An 18,809-nucleotide genomic window follows, 5' to 3' on the forward strand; every position below is an offset into this window, starting at 1 on the left:
CGATCCGGCGATTCCCTGCCTGCGCGCCGGGAGCGATCATAGGGGGCAGGTCGTCCGCGTCATCCATTCATGGTCGTCTGCGACATATGCTTGCGCAGACGTGCCTGTTTCGGCTACATCGTTTCAGGTACACGAGGATCGCCTTTGTCTCCGACGCACGCCCATATCCGGTTTGATGATCGCGCCGCCGCGCGGTTCGCCGGGTCGCGCGTGCGTCTCGCATCCTCGCTTGGTCTGCTTCTTCTCCTTAGCTGCCCCTGAGGGCCGGCCGGGCATGCATGCCTGGGCGCTCAGGGGAGTGACGAGAACGACCTTCCAGACATAAGGCGCCTGCATCCGACGAGAGCGGCGCCAGCTCTTTCAGGAACTCACCATGACCGAATCGACCCGGAGCCACGCCGGCAACGCCTCCGCCAAAGCTGCTTCCGCAAAAGACCGCGTGCTGATCTTCGACACCACGCTGCGCGACGGCGAGCAGTGCCCCGGCGCGACGATGACCTTCGAAGAGAAGCTCGAGATCGCCGAACTGCTGGATACGATGGGTGTCGACATCATCGAAGCCGGCTTCCCGATCGCCTCCGATGGCGATTTCGAGGCGGTGTCCGAGATCGCCCGGCGCAGCAAGCGCTCGACGATCGCCGGTCTGGCGCGGGCCATCACCGCCGACATCGCCCGTGCCGGCGAGGCGGTGCGCCATGCCGGCAAGCCGCGGATCCACACCTTCGTCTCGACCTCGCCGATCCATCTGGAGCACCAGATGCGCAAGAGCGGGGACGAGGTGCTGGAGATCATCACCCGCACCGTGGCGCAGGCGCGCAATCTGGTCGAGGATGTCGAGTGGTCGGCGATGGACGCCACCCGTACGCCGATCGAGTATCTGTGCCGGGCCGTCGAGGCGGCGATCAAGGCCGGCGCGACCACGATCAACCTGCCCGATACCGTCGGCTATGCGACGCCCGACGAATACCGGACGATGTTCGCCTCAGTCCGCGAGCGCGTGCCCAATGCCGACAAGGCGATCTTCTCAGTGCATTGCCACAACGATCTGGGGCTGGCGGTGGCGAATTCGCTGGCTGGCATCGAGGGCGGGGCGCGGCAGGTCGAGTGCACGCTGAACGGCATTGGCGAGCGCGCCGGCAATGCCGCGCTGGAGGAAGTGGTGATGGCGCTGCGGGTGCGTGGCGACGTGCTGCCCTATGACACCGGCATAGACGCGACCATGCTGATGCGCGCCTCGAAAACGGTCTCGAACGCCTGCTCCTTCCCGGTGCAGTACAACAAGGCGATCGTCGGCCGGAACGCCTTCGCGCATGAGAGCGGCATCCATCAGGACGGCATGCTGAAGAACCAGTCGACCTACGAGATCATGACACCGGCCTCCGTCGGCGTGACCAAGACCTCGCTGGTGATGGGCAAGCATTCGGGCCGCGCCGCCTTCCGCTCGAAGCTGAAGGACATGGGCTACGAGCTCGGCGACAACCAGCTGGAAGACGCCTTCACCCGCTTCAAGGCGCTCGCCGACCGCAAGAAGCATGTCTATGACGAGGATATCGAGGCGCTGGTCGACGACAACATCGCGACCGCCCATGACCGGGTGAAACTGGTTTCGCTGACGGTGATCGCCGGGACGCGCGGCCCGCAACGGGCGACGATGAAGCTGGATGTCGAGGGCCGCATCGTCACCGAGGAGGTCGAGGGCAACGGGCCGATCGACGCGATCTTCAATGCGATCAAGACGATCGTCCCGCATGAGGCGACGCTGGAACTCTACGATGTCCATGCCGTCACAGAGGGCACCGACGCGCAGGCCGAAGTCACCGTCCGGCTGACACATGAGGGCTTCTCCGTGACCGGCCGTGGCGCCGACCCCGACACGCTGGTCTCCTCGGCCAAGGCCTATCTGGTGGCGCTCAACAAGCTGATGGCCAAGGGCGTGCGCCTGCACGCGCAGGCCGCGGCGGAGTAGGGGCGGGCAGGAGCCGTCATTCTCGGGCGGCGCATCGCGCCGACGCGAGAATCTCCAACCGGAGAAAGCCGGGAGCCTTCTCCGGCCTGAGATGCTCGGGGCAAGCCCGAGCATGACGCTCTTCACCGGATTCCGGTGGATGACCTCGCGGCGATCTGGCGTCGGCGCGGGACTTGCCTTCATCCTCCTCGCCGAGTGGCGGCCGCACGGCTGCCGCAGGCATGGCGGGGAGCGATGGCGATGGCAGGCTATTTTCCGAACTGGACCCTGAAAACCTCCGGCACGGTCATGCCGGACGAACGGCTGCCCGTCGCGCAGACCTTCATCGCCGGCTTGCAGCATGTCGTCGCGATGTTCGGCGCAACCGCGCTGGCGCCGATCCTGATGGGGTTCGACCCCAATGTGGCGATCTTCTTCTCGGGCGTCGCGACGCTGCTGTTCTTCATCGTCACGCGCGGGCAGTTGCCGAGCTATCTCGGCTCCTCCTTCGCCTTCATCGGCGTGGTGATCGCGGCGACCGGCTATGCCGGCTCGGGCCCGAACGCGAATATCGGCGTGGCGCTCGGCGGTATCATCGCCTGCGGCGCGCTCTATGCCGCGATCGGCCTGCTCGTGCAGGGTGTCGGCACGGCCTGGATCGAGAAGCTGCTGCCGCCGGTGGTGACGGGCGCCGTCGTGGCCGCGATCGGTCTCAACCTCACCGCCGTCGCGATGAACATGATCTCGGCCAGCGCCTATACCAAATGGATCGCGCTGTTCACCGTGATCGCCGTCGCGGTGGTCGCCGTCTACGGCAGGGGCCTGGCCCAGCGTCTGCCTGTTCTGATCGGCGGGCTCGTCGCCTATGTCGTCTATGCCGCGACGGCGCCGAGCTTCGGCGCGCCTCCGGTCGATTTCGGCCGCATCGGCGCAGCCGCCTGGTTCGGGCTGCCGCATTTCGTCGCGCCGGTGTTCGAGGCCAGGGCGATGGCACTGATTGCGCCCGTCGCGATCATCCTGGTCGCGGAGAATCTCGGGCATATCAAAGGCATCGCCGTGATGACCGGGCGCAATCTCGACCCTCTGATCGGGCGCGGCTTCCTCGCCGACGGCGTGGCCACCATGATCGCGGGCTCGGGCGGCGGCACCGGCGTCACCACCTATGCCGAGAACATGGGTGTGATGGCGGTGACGCGGGTCTATTCGACGCTCGTCTTCGTCGCCGCCGGCATCATCGCGCTGGTCCTCGGCTTCTCGCCGAAATTCGGCGCCGTGATCGGCACGATTCCGGTGGCCGTGCTCGGCGGCCTCGCCATCGTGGTGTTCGGGCTGATCGCCGCGACGGCCGGGCGAATCTGGGTCGAGAGCAAGGTCGATTTCTCGGAGCCGAAGAACCTGCTCACGGTCGCGACCGCGCTGATCCTCGGCGCAGGCGACCTCAAGCTGCCGATCTTCGGCTTCGAACTGGGCGGCATCGGCACGGCAACCTTCGGTGCGATCGCGCTCTATCACCTCCTGAACCGCAAACCGGCGTGACGGACGCCGCCCGGCGAAACCGATTTCGCCGGGCCTCACATATTTCTGTCGCAGACGGGTGGACAGTGTCGGGGCGCTTTGCTACATCGCCGGCCTGCCTGACGCGGCCACGTGCTGCGGGACGGCGGCGCTTCGTGGCGTATGGGTGATTAGCTCAGTTGGTAGAGCAGCTGACTCTTAATCAGCGGGTCGTAGGTTCGAGCCCTACATCACCCACCACGGACCTTCTTTCCGGACATCGTTGAACAGCCTGCGTGGCGCGGCGCGCCAGGGTCGGTCGGGCGCCGCATTCCGGCGGTGTGAGCCGCCATAATGCCGCACCGTTGCGATGCTGGCGCGGGCGCGATTTCGCGAAGTGCCATCTGGCGGAATTCGGTGGCGTTGAAGGCCTTTCAGGTGCCGAAGATCACGGCAAATGGCCGAATGGATTAGATGCCTGCCCGCTTGTGCCGGTCATGGCCTTCCTATAACCGAAGTCCAGATTGGGCCTGACTTAAAACAAGGCCCGGCGCGGGATTTGGGAGCACCGACGTGAAGGGACTACTTCGGGTCAGCAGTGTCATCGACACGATCAACACCCAGATCGGCAAGAAGGTCGCCTGGCTTATCCTGCTGGCGGTGATCGTCGCGACCGTGAACGCCATCATCCGCAAGGTCTTCAACGTCTCTTCAAACGCCTGGCTCGAACTGCAGTGGATGCTGTTTGGCGCCGTGTTCCTGATGTGCGCCGCCTGGACGCTGAAGGTGAAGGAGCACATCCGCATCGACATCGTGAACAGCATGCTGCCCAAGAGCGTGCAGCGCTGGATCGACCTGGTCGGCCACACCCTGTTCCTGATGCCGTTCTGCCTGCTGATGATCTATCATTCCTGGCCGTTCTTCACCCGCTCCTACGCCATCAACGAGCAGTCGCTCTCCGCCGGCGGACTGCCGCAATGGCCGGCCAAGGGCCTCGTCATCGTCGGCTTCGTGATGCTGGCGTTCCAAGGCGTGTCCGAGATCATCAAGCAGATCGCGATCATGCGCGGCCATCTCGAGGACGACGAGACGCTGCGTGGCCATGCGGCGGCAGCCGAGGCCGAGGCCCAGCGCCTGCTCGATGTCGCCAAGCAGCAGGGATTGGCCTCGTGAGCACCTCCAAGGACGTCCGGACCTCCGCCATGACCGCCACCCGCCTGCCTCGCGTCGCCGGGCTGCTGCTCGCGCTCACGCTCGTCGCCTTCTTCGGCCTCCATACCGGCGATGCCCATGCCGCCGGCCTCGGCGATTTCCTGCGCGTCAACATGGCGCCGGTGATGTTCGCCGCGCTCGTCGTCTTCCTGCTGCTGGGCTATCCGGTCGCCTTCGCGCTGGCCGCCAACGGCCTGCTCTTCGCCATCGTCGGCATCGAGCTCGGGCTGTTCCAGGAGAATTTCCTGCAGGCGCTGCCCGAACGCATCTACGGCACGATGAACAACGACGTGCTGCTGGCGATCCCGTTCTTCACCTTCATGGGCCTCATCCTCGAGCGCTCGGGCATGGCGGAAGACCTGCTGGATACGATCGGACAGCTCTTCGGGCCGGTGCGCGGCGGTCTCGCCTATGCGGTCATCTTCGTCGGCGCATTGCTTGCCGCCACGACGGGCGTCGTCGCGGCCTCCGTGATCTCGATGGGCCTGATCTCGCTGCCGATCATGCTGCGCTACGGTTACGACCGGCGTTTGGCGTCGGGCGTCATCGCCGCATCGGGAACGCTGGCGCAGATCATCCCGCCATCACTGGTCCTGATCGTGCTGGCCGACCAGCTCGGACGCTCCGTCGGCGACATGTATGAAGGCGCCTTCATTCCCGGCCTCGTTCTCTCGGCGATGTATGCCGGCTACGTCTTCCTCGTCACGATGATCTATCCGAAGCGCGCGCCGGGCTTGCCGCCGGAGGCGCAGACCCTGCGCGATGCCGACGGCCAGACGCGGCGGCGCTCGCTGCTGGTCATCACGATCATCGCCTTCGCGGTCGCCTATGCCTGCATGAAGCTGTTCACGAATGTGAAGGCGGGGGCGGATTTCGTCATCCTGACGATGTCGATCGCGGTCGGCGTCTCCTTCGTGATCGCCATCCTCAACAAGGTGCTTGGCCTCAAGCTGCTGTCGCGCATGGCCGAGCAGGTCGTCTTCGTCATGGTGCCGCCGCTGGCGCTGATTTTCCTGGTGCTCGGCACGATCTTCATCGGCGTCGCGACGCCGACGGAGGGCGGCGCGATGGGGGCTGCAGGCGCGATCCTGCTGGCCTATGGCAAGAAGCGCATGACCTTCGACCTGCTCAAGCAGGCGACGGAATCGACCGCCAAGCTCTCGGCCTTCGTGCTGTTCATCCTGGTCGGTGCGCGCGTGTTCTCGCTGACCTTCTACGGCGTCAACGGCCATGTCTGGGTTGAGCATCTGCTGGTCGGGCTGCCGGGCGGCGCGACGGGCTTCCTGATCGTCGTCAACATCATGGTGTTCCTGCTCGCCTTCTTCCTCGACTTCTTCGAGCTGGCCTTCATCATCGTGCCGCTGCTCGGGCCGGCCGCCGACAAGCTCGGCATCGACCTGATCTGGTTCGGCGTCATCCTCGGCGTGAACATGCAGACCAGCTTCATGCATCCGCCTTTCGGCTTCGCGCTGTTCTTCTTGCGCTCGGTCGCGCCGAAGGACCGCTATCGCGACAAGGTGACAGGGACGATGATGGAGCCAGTCACCACCGCGCAGATCTACTGGGGGGCGGTGCCCTTCGTGGTGATCCAGTGCATCATGGTGGCGCTGGTGGTGACCTTCCCGCAGATGGTGATGCACTACAAGGCATCGGCCGTTCAGCTCGACCAGAAGTCGATCGACAAGCAGTTCGACTCGATCCAGATCCCGGGCATGGGGGGCGCGGGCGGATTGCCCGGGCTCGATCTCAACGCTCCGCCAACCTTCAAATAAGCCTCGCGACCTTCAAGCAAGGTTCTCGACCTTCAAGCAGGGCTCGAACGCATGCGACGCCGGCCTCAGGCCGGCGTCGTTGTTTTTGAGGTGTCCGGCTTTTGGGAGGACACGCGCGGCGAACCTTTGAGCGCCCTGATGCGTTGGTTCTCGAAAGAGGACTTGCCTGATGACAGCGACCATCGACGCCGCCGACCCCGGCGGCACACCAGCCATGCCAACACCGCCGCCGGAAGCGCCACCCTTGATGCCGACCGAAGTGCCGCCGGCGCCGCCGGTCGAATCACCGCCCGACGAGGAGCCGCAGGGCATTCCGACCGAGCCGCCGCCGGAACTGCCGCCCGATGCCCCGCCGGAAGGTCCGCTTGCGACGCCTTTCGACCTGCCGCCGGACCGGGGTCCGCGTCAGCCGATGGAGTAGCTGCCCTCAGACCGGCGGGGCGTTGCCCGAGCCGATGTCCCAGTACAGCCCTGCCATCAGCCCCAGCGCCTCACGGGCGATGGCCACCGGCAGATGTTCGTCCGGTGCATGCTGGGAGCAGCCCGGATAGGAATGCGGCACCCAGATCGTGCGCAGCCCGAGAATCTCGGCGAAGATGTCGTTCGGCAGCGAGCCGCCGAGATTGGGCAGCAAGGCGGGCTTCTTGTTGGTGCTGCTCGCGATCGAATTGATCGTGAAGGTGACCCAGGGATCTTCGGGGTCCAGCCGCGTGGCGCCGAAGCGCTCCGCACCGGGCATGATGATCTCGACCATCGGGAAGCCGTTGCGGTCGAGATGACGGCGGAGGGCCGGGACGACGTCCCTGGGATCGATGCCGACGACGAAACGCAGCGCCACGCGCGCCCAGGCACTTGGCGGCACGGCGTTGACCGGGGTCTCGGGGACGCCCGACTTCATTGCCAGCACGTCGAAGGAGCACCAGCCGAAGACCTGCTCGGCTGGCGATAGCCCCGGCTCGCCCCAGCCCGGATCGATCTGCGGACCATCGGGGCCGCCATCGATGATGCAGTCGGCGACGGCCTCGCGCACGGCGCGGGGCAATTCCTTCGGCACCCATTCATGGATGCGGATCTGGCCGGTGGGGGAGGTAATCGAGGCGATGGCATGGGCAAGCTGGATCGCGGGGTCGGAGAGGATGCCACCCCAGTTGCCGGAGTGGTGGCCGCCCTCGCGCGCAACGATCGAGAGATCGAAGGTGATGACGCCGCGCGCGCCGAGGAAGACGGTCGGTCTCTCGGCATTGAGGCGCGGTCCGTCGGAGGCGATCAGCACGTCCGAACGGAATAGCTCGGCTTCGTCGACGCAAAGTTCGCGCAGGCCCGGCGAGCCTGATTCCTCGCCCATCTCGATGAGGTATTTGGCGTTGAAGCCGAGCTTTCCGCGTGATTCAAGAACGGCGCGCAAGGCATTGATGTTGATAACGTGCTGGCCCTTGTTGTCGACCACGCCGCGGCCATACCAGCGGTCGCCCCGCTCCGTCAGTGTCCAGGGCGAGAGGCCCTCGCTCCATTGCGTGTCGAGGCCGCGAATGACGTCGCCATGGCCGTAGCCGAAGATCGTCGGCAGGCTTTCGTCCTCGATGCGCTGGGCGAAGAGGAACGGCCCTTTCGCCTTCGGGTGTTTCAGGATGCGGCATTCGAAGCCCAGCCTCTCGAAGAGCGGTCGCATCTCGGTCTCGAGATAGTCGGCCAGCACCGGGGCACGGTCGGGATTCTGGCTTTCGGTCGGCATCGCGATGAGCCGCGCGAGGTCGCGCTTGAAGGCGCCCGTATCGAAATAATCTTGCGCATGCGCGATGGCCTGGGCGCGGGTCATGAAAGCTCGCTATCTGTCTGCCGATCGGAACGGCCGCGATCGTTGCCGATCCCGCCCTGCCTTGATACTGGCATGCGGATGCAGGGATCGGCCACGGGATATCGCGCGCAGGGGATGCGCGCTCGATGACGAGCGAGGCCGGAAATATGGTGCCGCATGCGCATCAGCGCGCCGCGCGAGATGCCATTCTGGCGGCGCGTGCGGCCGGCGTTCCCGGCTTCCTGCTCGGTGACCTGACCGGTCTCGGCAAGACGCTCTCGTCCTGGCTCGCGCTGTCGGCGATGCCGGAGCAGGACATCCTGGTGATCTGCCCCAAGGGCGCGATTCCGCAATGGCGACGCACGATGGCGCTGTCGGGCCTGGCCGCAAAGCGCGTCACGCTGATGAACTTCGAGAAGACCAAGTCGCTGCTGGCGCCCCCAGTCGATTCGAAGAAGCGCTCGGTCCGGGCCAAGAACAACGAGCTGGCCAAGCATGGCGTGCCGAAGCGCGTCTGGCCGCTGGTGGTGATCGACGAGGCGCACCGCATCCGCAATCCGAACTCGCAGCAGGGCCTGGTCTGCCGGCAGATGGCGGCGGCTGCGAATTTCACGATCTATCTGAGCGCGACGGCCGGCCAGTCGCCCCATGAACTGTCCTATCTCGGGCCGCTGCTGGCGCGGGCCGCCGGCATGCCGAGCGCCGATCTCGACGGGTTTCGCCTGCTGATGAAGCGGCTGAAGATCGGTCGGGCCAAGGGGCGCTGGAAGAATTGGAGCTGGGAGCCGAACGAGGCGGACCGCAAGGCGATGGCCGATCTGCTCTATCGCGGCGCAAACGCGATCGGCCTGCGCCGGCGGCCGGAGGAAATCGCGGGCTGGCCCGAAGTCCAGCGCGAGCTGGCGCCCGTCGCCCTCGATGCGGCTGCCCGCAAGCTCTACGACGCGACCTGGCGGGAGTTCCGCAAGGAACTCGGCCTTGCCGGCGGCTCGACGCGCAAGCCGCAAGGCTGGGCGGCGGATCTGCGCTTCCGCCAGAAGGCGAGCTTGCTGCGGATTCCCGGCACGGTCGATTTCTGCGACGACCTGCTGGGCAATGACGAGCAGGTCGCGGTGTCCGTCGCCTTCCTCGAGACCAGCGCCATGCTGGCTGACGCGCTGCGCGGGCGCGGCTGGCGGGTCGGGGAAATCAATGGCGAGCGCTCGGGCGCGGTCAATGAGGAAACGCGGCTGTCCTTCCAGACCGGCCAGCTCGACGCCGTGATCTTCACGGTGACCGAATCGATCTCGCTGCATCGCGGCGAGATGCCGGGCGGCGAGCGCGAGCGCTCGCTCGTGATCCACGACATGCGCCACAGCGCGATCCAGCTTCAGCAGATCGAGGGGCGCTGCCACCGCGACGGCCAGCATGCGACGATCTTCTACGCCTATGCCGAAGACACGGTCGAGGAGGCGGTCGCGGGCACGGTGATCCAGCGCATGGCGGCGATGGAAGGCCTCGCCGGCGACGACACCCGCATGCTGGAGGCGATCGCCGGGATCGTCGAGGCGCGGGCGGCCTGAGACCGGGACCGAGCGCGGCGATCCCCGGTTCAGCCTTTCCGGCCCCCAGGGCGTTTCCGTTTTCGGCCGGGCGCGATCTCGCGGGCTGTCGCGGTGAACTCGGCATCAGCCACGTCTATGCCTCATCCTCCCGCGGCGTCCCGAGGTGAGCGAGCCTTCGCTGCACCACCGGATCATCCAGCAATGCCGCCGCGTCGCCGGCGAGCCGGTGGCGCCAGTTCGGCTTTTCCGTCGTGGTTCCCGGCACATTGGGCTGGGTCTCGATGCCGAGCGCATCCTCGATCGGCAGCAGCTTCAAGGTGCAGGGGGTTTTGGCGATATAGCGGATGGCGGCATCGACCACGGGGGCGGTATCCTGCGGAACCGGACGCTCGCCCTGAACGAGGTCTGCCTGCTGGAAGGCGCCCCAGAGGATCCCACGATCCCAGGCGCGGATGCCCTGATGATCGATGCCGTCATCGACGGGATCGAGGTCGGCCGGGTCGAGGTCGGCGCCGGCCCACCAGCCGGCGGTGGGGACGAGGTCATGCGTCGTCGTCAGCGCCGCGGCGCCGGCATCCCAATGCTCGGGCGGAACGTAGCCGTGCTCGCTCTTCTCGAAGCGCAGCACGCGCAGGCCGGCCACGCCCTGCTCGCGCAGATAGTCGCGGAACCCGTCCGGCAGGGTGCCGAGATCCTCGCCGATGACGATCGCCTTGTGGCGCCAGGATTCGAGCGCGACAAGCCTGAACAGGGTTTCGGATGGAAAGGTGACATAGGCGCCGTCGAGCGCGCTCGCGCCTTCCGGTACCAGCCAGAGTCGACTCATGCCCATGACATGGTCGATGCGGATGCCGCCGACATATCGCAGGCTGGCGCGCAGGGTCTCGATGAAGGGCGCAAATCCCGAGGCGGCGAGCCCGCGCGGGGAGAAGGTGGTGAGGCCCCAGCTCTGGCCCTCCGCCGCATAATAATCTGGCGGGGCGCCGATGCTGAGCCCGCCGAGAACCTCATGCTGGCGGCTCCAGGCGTGGCTGCCCGAACCGTCCATGCCGATGGCGAGATCGGCGATGAGGCCGACCTTCATGCCGGCCTCGCGGCAGGCGCGCTGGGCCTCGCCATAGGAGCGGCCGGTGAGCCATTGCAGGAAGATCTGGTGGGCGACCTCGTCGTCATGCTCGGCCGCGAAGGCTGCGACCTCCGGGCTGTCGGGCGCGCGATAGGTGGCATCCCAATCGCGCCAGTGCCAGGCGCCCGGGTTCCGCCGCAACTGCGCCGCGTGCAGCACCTCGAAGATGGCGTGGGATTTCAGCAGCGGGGAGGCCTCCGCCAGCGCGCGCTCGAAATCGGCGCGGACCGGCTCGGCCGCAAAGCCTGGCTCGCGCAGGGCGTCGAACAGGCCGCGCAGCAGGGATTGGCGCAGGGGCGTTGCCGCGAGCCAGTCGACCTGGCGAAGCGAGGAGAGCCGCGCCATCTCGTCGCCGAGGCCCGCCCGCGCGATCACATCCTGCAGCAGGTCGTTGGGCAGGACAGCCGTCGGGTCGGCATGGAGCGGATTGTAGAACAGCCGTGTCGAGGGCGAATACGGGCTGAAATGATCCGGAGCGGCGCCGTAAAGTGCGTGAACCGGGCTGATCGCGAGCGCATCGGCGCCGCGCGCGGCGGCCTTGCGGCCGAGTTCGGCGACGCCGGCGAAATTGCCGATGCCGCCATCGTCTCCGGTGCGCAGCGAATAGATCTGGGCGGCGAGGCCATAGCCGGTCGCGCCGCCATTGAGATCGGCAAAGGTGATGCAGCGCACGGGCGCCGTCGCGACCGTGAAGTCGCCGTCGGAGGTGCGGACCGTGTGATAGCCCGGCTCGTCGAAGGCCGGCAAAGTGAGGGCGCCGTCATAGCCCTCCTCGGAGGTGACGATGCGGTGTGCGCCGCCTTCGAGCGTGACTTCCACTGCCGTTCCGCCCGGCGCCGCCAGCGGCAGGCCGACCTTCTGGCCGACGCGCGCCGTTGTGAAGCGCGAGGTCGCGGCGGCGTTGACGCCGCTTTCCATCAGCGACAGCGAGTTGCGCAGCCCGGCGTCGCTGTCGGCGGGCAGCCCGAGCGCGAGCAGGATGGCGCGCAGACTGTCGGGCGAGACCGCACGCTCCGCGCCGGTCTGGTCGGTCCAGTGCGACGCGACGCCCGCCTTGACCGCGAGCTGGCGCAGGATGTCGTCGCTCATGAGGGGCTCCGCAGTGTCATCGTCATGGCGTCGAATCGCTGCCGTCATTCCGGGTCTGCGCTGCGCTTAGCCCGGAATGACGGCGGGTGACGAGATGTGCGGCAGGAAGACTCAACCGGCAGGATCATGCTCAAGCACCAGCAGGCCGAGCGGCGGAAGCGTCAGCGACAGGCTCTGCGCTTGACCATGTGCGGCGATCGTTTGCGTCCTGGCCTGCCCGCCATTGCCCAGCCCGGCGCCGCCATAGATGCCGGCGTCGCTGTTCAGGCGCTCGCGCCAGAGACCGGGACGGGCGACGCCGATGCAGTAGTCATGGCGCGGCACGGGGGTCATGTTGGCGACGACCATGATCTCGGCTGTGCCCGGCGCGCTCGAGCGGCTGAAGGCGAAGACCGAGTTGGCATTGTCGTCGGCCACGACCCAGCCGAAGCCCTCGGGCGCATGGTCGAGCCGGTGCAACGCCGGCGTCGTGCGATAAAGCGCGTTCAGGTCGCGCACCAGGCGGGAGACGCCCTGGCGGCGCTCGTCGTAAGGGTGCGGCCAAGGGAAGGGCGCGTCGACGCTCCATTCCTCCTCGGCGCCGAATTCGCAGCCCATGAAGAGCAGCTTCTTGCCGGGATGAGCCCACATCAGAGCGAGATAGAGCCGCAGATTAGCGAAGCGCTGCCAGTCGTCGCCCGGCATGCGCGAGAGCAGAGAGCCTTTTCCATGGACGACCTCGTCATGCGAGATCGGCAGCACGAAGTTCTCCGAGAAGGCGTAGATCAGGCCGAAGGTGACATCGTCGCCGTGATAGCCGCGATGGATCGGGTCATAGGTGAAGTAGCGCAGGGTGTCGTGCATCCACCCCATGTTCCATTTGAAATGGAAGCCGAGGCCGCCATGGTGGACCGGCGTGGTCACGCCCGGCCATGCGGTCGATTCCTCGGCGATGGTGACGGTGCCGCGGCCACGCTCGCCGATCAGCGTGTTGAGCTCCTGGAAGAAGCTGACGGCCTCGAAATTCTCGCGCCCGCCGAGATGGTTGGGAACCCATTCGCCGGGCTTGCGGCTGTAGTCGCGATACAGCATCGAGGCGACCGCATCGACGCGCAGACCGTCGAGATGGAAGGTCTCGATCCAGAACAGGGCGGAGGCGATCAGGAAGCCGCGCACCTCGCGGCGCCCGACATTGTAGATCAGCGTGTTCCAGTCGACGTGGAAGCCCTGGCGCGGGTCCTCATGCTCGTATAGCGCGGTTCCGTCGAAGCGGGCGAGGCCGTGCGCGTCGGAAGGAAAATGCGCCGGGACCCAGTCGAGGATCACGCCGATGCCGGCTGCGTGGCAGCGGTCGACAAAACGGGCGAAGGCCTCGGGGGGGCCGAGCCGCGCGGTCGGCGCGAACATCGCCAGTGGCTGGTAGCCCCAGGAGCCACCGAAGGGGTGCTCGGTGATCGGCATCAGCTCGACATGGCTGAAGCCCATATGCTGGAGATAGGGGATGAGCCGATCCGTGGCCTCGTCCCAGGAGCCCATCTGGCCCCATTCGGTGCGCAGCCAGGAACCGACATGGACCTCATAGGTGGTGATCGGCTCCGCGATCGGGCTCGCCCGTTCGCGCTTCTCCAGCCATGCGGCATCCGTCCAGGCGAAATCCGGCGGCCCGGCGACGACCGAGCCGGTGCGGGGCGGTTCCTCGGTGCGGCGCGCCAGCGGATCGGCCTTCCAGGGCAGGCGCTCGCCCGAGGCTGCGACCAGCGCGTATTTGTAGACCGCTCCTTCCCGGATGCCCGGAATGAACAGCTCCCAGATCCCGGCGCCGAGGCGCCGGCGCATCGGGTGGCGACGGTTGTCCCAGCCGTTGAAATCGCCGACGACGGCAACATGCGAGGCGTTGGGCGCCCAGACCGCGAAGAGCACACCGTCGATGCCGTCGATGCTGCGGAGGTTCGCGCCCAACCGCGTGGAGAGGTCGAAGTGACGACCCTCGGCCACGAGATAGACGTCGTCATCGGACAGTAGCAGGCCGAAGCTGTAGGGGTCGGCCGCCTCGGTGATTCCTCCCGGCCAGGCTGTCCGGATACGATAGGGCGTTGCGGCCGGGCAGGGCGCCTCGAATAGCCCGTCGCCCCTGCCGATCATCGGTGTGGCGCGCCGGTCCTCGCCCTGGCCCGTGATCAGCTCGACATAGTTGGCGCCGGGCAGAAAGGCGCGAACGAGATGGATGTCCTCGACGACATGAGCGCCCAGCACCGCGAAGGGATCAGGGTGGCGGCCCTCCGCGAGCAGGGCAATGTCGTTCGCCGGAAGGGTGGGCAATCTGAGCGGCATCTGGCGCGTCATCGGCTTGGGCTCCATCGCGAAACCGACTCCACGAAAGGCAGGGAATCGTCGATGACGCAACGCAGCGGAGACGGCCTGCGTTCCGCCGTGACGATATCGCATTCTTCGGTGATTCCGGCCGGGAACCAAGTATCGTCGCCATCGTTGTCGCACTGCAGCGCAGGCGCTTGACGTGGAGGATGGCGATGAGCCGGGAGCAGACCGTTCGCGACGTGGCCTATGCCATCTGGGAAGCAGAAGGCAAGCCCAAAGGCCGTGACGCCGAGCATTGGCGCCTGGCCGAGGAGCGGGTCGCCGCGAGCCTGGCAGGCGGGCCTGCCAAAGCCGGGACGAAGGCGGCCGAAGCCAAGCCTCCGGCAAAGGGCAAGGTCGCTTCGGGAACCAAGGCTGTGGCGGCCGCCAAGCCGGCCGCCAAGCCGCTCGGCAAGCCGGCTGCGACGAAGACCGCTCCCCGCAAGCAGAGCTGAACGGGAGCGGCTGTCCGGCCGCCTTATCGCTGCGCCGTCGCGGCCGGTTTCCGGTGCGGCGGGGCTGCAAACCGTCATGGCCATGCGCGGTCGCAGATCATGTGTGATCGCACATCACGTGCGCCTGAAACGGATGCGGTGCTGAGGCTCGGTTGAGGCCGCATCGGGTTCTCGCCGGTGGCGGTTCGCCTCAAGCAGCCAGTGCCTTGGCGTAGACATCGGCATAGCGATGCGTCGGGCGGCCCCAGTCGAAGCGCTTCGCCATCGCATGCTCGCGCATCTGCCGAAAGGCTGCCTTCGAGCGGAAGGCGTCGAGGGCGCGCGTCACGGCCGAAGCCAGCCCCGCCCCCGTCAGCGACGAGAACAGGAAGCCCGACCGCCCGTCCTCGATCGTGTCGACGAGGCCGCCGGTGCGGTAGGCGATCGGAAGGGCGCCGAAACGCTGGGCGTACATCTGGCTCAGGCCACAGGGCTCGAAGCGCGAGGGCATCAGCAGGAAATCGCTCGCCGCAAAGATGCGCCGGGCCTCGGCATCGTCGAAGCCGATGCGGGCTGCGACAGCCTTCGGATGCTGGCGGGCGAGGCGCTCGATCGCGTCCTCTAGCCGGGGCTCGCCGCGGCCGGTGACGACGAGCTGGCCGCCGCTCTCGATGATGGTCTCCGCCGCCTCGATCGAGAGGTCGATGCCCTTCTGGTGGACGAGCCGCGAAATGATCGAGAACAGTGGCCCGCGCGAGGGCGGCAGCTCGAAGGTCTTGCGGATATCGGCGGCGCTCTGGCGCTTCCACAGGCGGATGCGCTGCGCGCCGGCGTCCTCGGCTCCGGCCGGGGAGGTCCAGCTATCGTCGATGCCGTTGACGATGCCGGTCAGGCGGCCCTCGTCCATTCGGGTCTTGAGGAGGCCGTCGAGGCCGCAGCCGTGCTCGGCCGTCGTGATCTCGCGCGCATAGGTCTCGCTCACCGTGGTGACATGGGAGCTGTAATAGATGCCGCTCTTCAGGAACGAGATCTTGCCGTGGAACTCGGCACCGTTGACCGAGAAGGCGAGATCGGGAATGCCCAGCGCCGCCATGCGCGACGGCTGGTAGAGCCCCTGATAGGCGAGGTTGTGGATCGTCAGGATCGACGGTGTGGCCAGGCCCTTCCAGCGCAGATAGCCGGGCGCGAGCGCGGACGGCCAGTCGTTGACGTGGATGATGTCGGGCTTCCAGTTGGGATCGGCCTCGCCTGCGGCGAGCTCGGCCGCAGCGAGCGACAGCCTGGCGAAGCGGATGTCGTTGTCGGCGAAGTCGCCCCCGGCGAAGGGGCCATAGGGCGAGCCTTCGCGATCGTAGAGTTCGTCGCAGAGCACCGCATAGATGGTCAGGCCGTCGGGGGTCGCGAAGCGTCCGAGCGACCAGGGCGGCAGGCTCGCCGTGCGCGGCATTTCGCGGACGATGTCCATGGCCGGTCTGGCGGCCCGGACCTGGCGGAAACCGGGAAGCAGGACACGCACGTCGCAGAGCGCCCGCAACTGGCGGGGTAGCGCCGTCGAGACTTCGCCCAGGCCGCCGGCCTTGATGAAATCCCCCATCTCGGAGGTGACGAAGAGCAGCCTGGTGTTGCCAGGAAGCAGCGAGGCGACCTCGGGTGCGCCTGCCTTGACGGCGGCGGCGTAGGTCAATGCGTGGCCGGAGGTCGAAGGGGTGGTTTCGGTGCCTAAGTCCTTCAACGCCTCGGCCATCGGCGAGCTCCCAGAACGGCTGCGCTACCAGAACATCATCGACTGGTTAATGTTCCATATTGCACTGCAAAATAATCATGCAATTTGGAGGCCGCAGGCAGGAACCACGGCATCGGCATCACGTTGCACGATCTGCGGCAGGCTTGCGGCATCATTTGACAGGGTGGTTCGCTGTGCGATGCAGCATCATTCCGTCAGGCCTGAACCGTGCGAGGGTGATCATGGCTGACGGTAACGGAATGGGTCTGGATGTCGAGGCCGGCGAAGGCACGGAGCTTGGGGCTGTCCATGACGGGGAGGGCACGAATTTCGCAATCTTCTCGGCGCATGCGGAGCGGGTGGAACTCTGCCTGTTCGACGACAGCGGCGAGATCGAGACGGCCCGCATCACGCTACCGGAATACACCGACGAGATCTGGCACGGCTATCTGCCCGGTGTGAGGCCGGGCCAGCGCTACGGCTACCGCGTCCATGGTCGTTTCGCGCCGGAGGAGGGGCATCGCTTCAACCCCAACAAGCTGCTGCTCGACCCCTATGCCCGGGACTATTCAGGAATCGTCGACTGGAACGACGCCCATTATGGCTATGAGGTGGCTGCGGGGGGCGAGAAGGACCTGAGTTTCAGCGAACTGGACAGCGCCCCCTTCATGCCGAAATGCGTCGTCTGCGACTGGCAGGCCGATGTGAAGGCGCCGGCCCGCCCGAACGTGGCCTGGGACCGGACGATCTTCTACGAGACCCATGTGCGCGGTTTCACCAAGCTGCACCCGGCCGTGCCCGAGCAGAAGCGCGGCACCTTCGATGGCCTCGGCGAGCCGGCGGTCATCGACTACATCCGGAGCCTCGGCGTCACCTCGGTCGAGCTGCTCCCGGTCCATGCCTATCTCGACGACCACCATCTCGCGGCCAAGGGGCTGACGAACTACTGGGGCTACAACACGATCGGCTTCTTTGCGCCGATGCAGCGCTATATGGGCAAGGCTGGGCTGCAGTCCTTCCGCGACATGGTGCGCAGGTTCCACGATGCCGGGCTCGAGGTCATCCTCGACGTGGTCTACAACCACACCGCCGAAGGCAACGAGATGGGGCCGACGCTCTCCTTCAAGGGCATCGACAACTTCGCCTACTACCGCACCATGCCGGACGATCCGCGCTTCTACATCAACGACACCGGCACGGGGAATACGGTCAACACCTCGCATCCGCGCGTATTGCAGATGGTGCTGGATTCGCTGCGCTACTGGGTCGAGGTGATGGAGGTCGACGGTTTCCGCTTCGATCTCGGCACTATCCTCGGACGCGAGCCGCATGGCTTCGACCAGCGCGGCGGCTTCTTCGACGCGATGGGGCAGGACCCAGTTCTGCGCAAGGTCAAGCTCGTCGGCGAACCCTGGGACATCGGCCCGGGCGGCTATCAGGTCGGCGGCTTTCCGCCCGGCTGGGCGGAGTGGAACGACAAGTATCGCGACACGGTACGCGCCTATTGGAAGGGCGAGGAGGGCATCGTGCGCGATCTCGCCGCGCGCGTCACAGGCTCGGGCGACGTCTACGATCTGCGCGGGCGCCGGCCCTGGGCGGGCGTCAATTTCCTGACCGCCCATGACGGTTTCACGCTCAACGATCTCGTTTCCTACAACGAGAAGCACAACGCGGCGAATGGCGAGGACAACAAGGATGGGCACGGCCACAACCTGTCCTTCAACTTCGGCGTCGAGGGCCCGACCGACGACGAGGGCATCATCGCCGCCCGCGAGCGCCAGAAGCGCAACCTGCTCGCGACGCTGCTCCTGTCGCATGGCACGCCGATGATCCTGGCCGGCGACGAATGCGGACACTCGAATAGCGGCAACAACAATGTCTATGCCCAGGACAATGAACTGGCCTGGCTGAAATGGGATGAGCTGACCGAGCGCGATAAGGCGCTGACGGGTTTCGTCCGGCGCGTGACGCAGTTGCGGGCCGAGCATCCGATCTTCCGGCGCGTCTCTTTCCGCGACGGCTGCGTGTTGCGCTGGGTCAATCCGGCTGGCGGCGACCAGCAGGAGGAGCATTGGGACGACGAGGGCCTGCGCGCCATCGGGCTGCTGATGCACATGCCCGACGTCGAGCAGGGCGGCGACGAGGCGCTGATTCTTTTCAATGCCTTCGATGGAGATGTTCCCTTCAAGATTCCGCCGCGCGTGAAGGCCGGTTCGTGGTCCGTGGTGCTCGACACCGAGACAGGCCCCGGCTCCGATGAAGGGCGCAAGGGGCTGAAGGCGGATGCGGAGCTGACGCTGTCGCCGAGGTCGCTGATCGTGCTGATGTAGGGGATGGGGCG

Annotated in this window: 12 protein-coding genes and 1 tRNA gene; 9 read left to right on the forward strand and 4 right to left on the reverse strand. The window is 66.6% G+C overall.

The genetic code is table 11. The features are described from left to right. Positions 1-373: 373 nt before the first annotated feature. From C8D03_RS19040 to C8D03_RS26245, 6 genes are all read left to right on the forward strand, one after another. Complete coding sequence (locus tag C8D03_RS19040; RefSeq protein ID WP_108048683.1) at positions 374-1,966, forward strand: 2-isopropylmalate synthase; 1,593 nt, start codon at positions 374-376, stop codon at positions 1,964-1,966. 234 nt (positions 1,967-2,200) lie between these two features. Continuing rightward, positions 2,201-3,481, forward strand: coding sequence for a solute carrier family 23 protein (locus C8D03_RS19045; protein ID WP_108048685.1), 1,281 nt, complete (start codon positions 2,201-2,203; stop codon positions 3,479-3,481). Between the two features lie 143 nt (positions 3,482-3,624). After that, positions 3,625-3,700: transfer RNA gene (locus C8D03_RS19050), tRNA-Lys, on the forward strand. Positions 3,701-4,012: 312 nt separating this feature from the next. Further along, positions 4,013-4,612 (forward strand): TRAP transporter small permease subunit, encoded by a 600-nt coding sequence (locus C8D03_RS19055; protein ID WP_108048687.1) that lies wholly within the window; start codon positions 4,013-4,015, stop codon positions 4,610-4,612. A 152-nt stretch (positions 4,613-4,764) separates the two neighbouring features. Then, a complete protein-coding gene (locus tag C8D03_RS19060) occupies positions 4,765-6,423 on the forward strand; it encodes a TRAP transporter large permease (protein WP_108051830.1) in 1,659 nt (552 codons plus the stop codon). Between the two features lie 169 nt (positions 6,424-6,592). Beyond that, positions 6,593-6,844 (forward strand): hypothetical protein, encoded by a 252-nt coding sequence (locus C8D03_RS26245; protein WP_146170229.1) that lies wholly within the window; start codon positions 6,593-6,595, stop codon positions 6,842-6,844. A 6-nt stretch (positions 6,845-6,850) separates the two neighbouring features. Here C8D03_RS26245 and C8D03_RS19070 read toward each other — a convergent pair whose 3' ends face one another. Next, positions 6,851-8,239, reverse strand: coding sequence for a M20 family metallopeptidase (locus C8D03_RS19070; RefSeq protein ID WP_108048691.1), 1,389 nt, complete (start codon positions 8,237-8,239; stop codon positions 6,851-6,853). A gap of 125 nt (positions 8,240-8,364) precedes the next feature. Between C8D03_RS19070 and C8D03_RS19075 the strand changes: the two genes are divergently transcribed. Continuing rightward, positions 8,365-9,780, forward strand: coding sequence for an SNF2-related protein (locus C8D03_RS19075; RefSeq protein ID WP_108048694.1), 1,416 nt, complete (start codon positions 8,365-8,367; stop codon positions 9,778-9,780). A gap of 115 nt (positions 9,781-9,895) precedes the next feature. Here the strand turns inward: C8D03_RS19075 and malQ are convergent, their stop codons facing one another. Next, the gene (gene malQ, locus C8D03_RS19080) at positions 9,896-11,977 is read right to left on the reverse strand and encodes a 4-alpha-glucanotransferase (RefSeq protein WP_181301097.1); all 2,082 of its coding nucleotides are present in this window, start codon (positions 11,975-11,977) and stop codon (positions 9,896-9,898) included. Between the two features lie 111 nt (positions 11,978-12,088). Then, positions 12,089-14,299, reverse strand: a complete 2,211-nt coding sequence (glgB, locus tag C8D03_RS19085) for a 1,4-alpha-glucan branching protein GlgB (protein ID WP_210203945.1) — start codon at positions 14,297-14,299, stop codon at positions 12,089-12,091. Positions 14,300-14,484: 185 nt separating this feature from the next. On the opposite strand from glgB, the gene C8D03_RS19090 reads away from it, so the two are divergent. Next, positions 14,485-14,766, forward strand: coding sequence for a DUF2934 domain-containing protein (locus tag C8D03_RS19090; RefSeq protein WP_108048698.1), 282 nt, complete (start codon positions 14,485-14,487; stop codon positions 14,764-14,766). 190 nt (positions 14,767-14,956) lie between these two features. Here the strand turns inward: C8D03_RS19090 and glgA are convergent, their stop codons facing one another. Then, positions 14,957-16,489, reverse strand: a complete 1,533-nt coding sequence (gene glgA, locus C8D03_RS19095; protein WP_108048700.1) for a glycogen synthase GlgA — start codon at positions 16,487-16,489, stop codon at positions 14,957-14,959. 221 nt (positions 16,490-16,710) lie between these two features. Here glgA and glgX point away from each other — a divergent pair, with 221 nt between their 5' ends. Beyond that, the gene (gene glgX / locus C8D03_RS19100) at positions 16,711-18,798 is read left to right on the forward strand and encodes a glycogen debranching protein GlgX (RefSeq protein ID WP_248308531.1); all 2,088 of its coding nucleotides are present in this window, start codon (positions 16,711-16,713) and stop codon (positions 18,796-18,798) included. Positions 18,799-18,809 lie beyond the last annotated feature (11 nt).

Source organism: Bosea sp. 124, assembly GCF_003046175.1.
Taxonomy (GTDB): domain Bacteria; phylum Pseudomonadota; class Alphaproteobacteria; order Rhizobiales; family Beijerinckiaceae; genus Allobosea.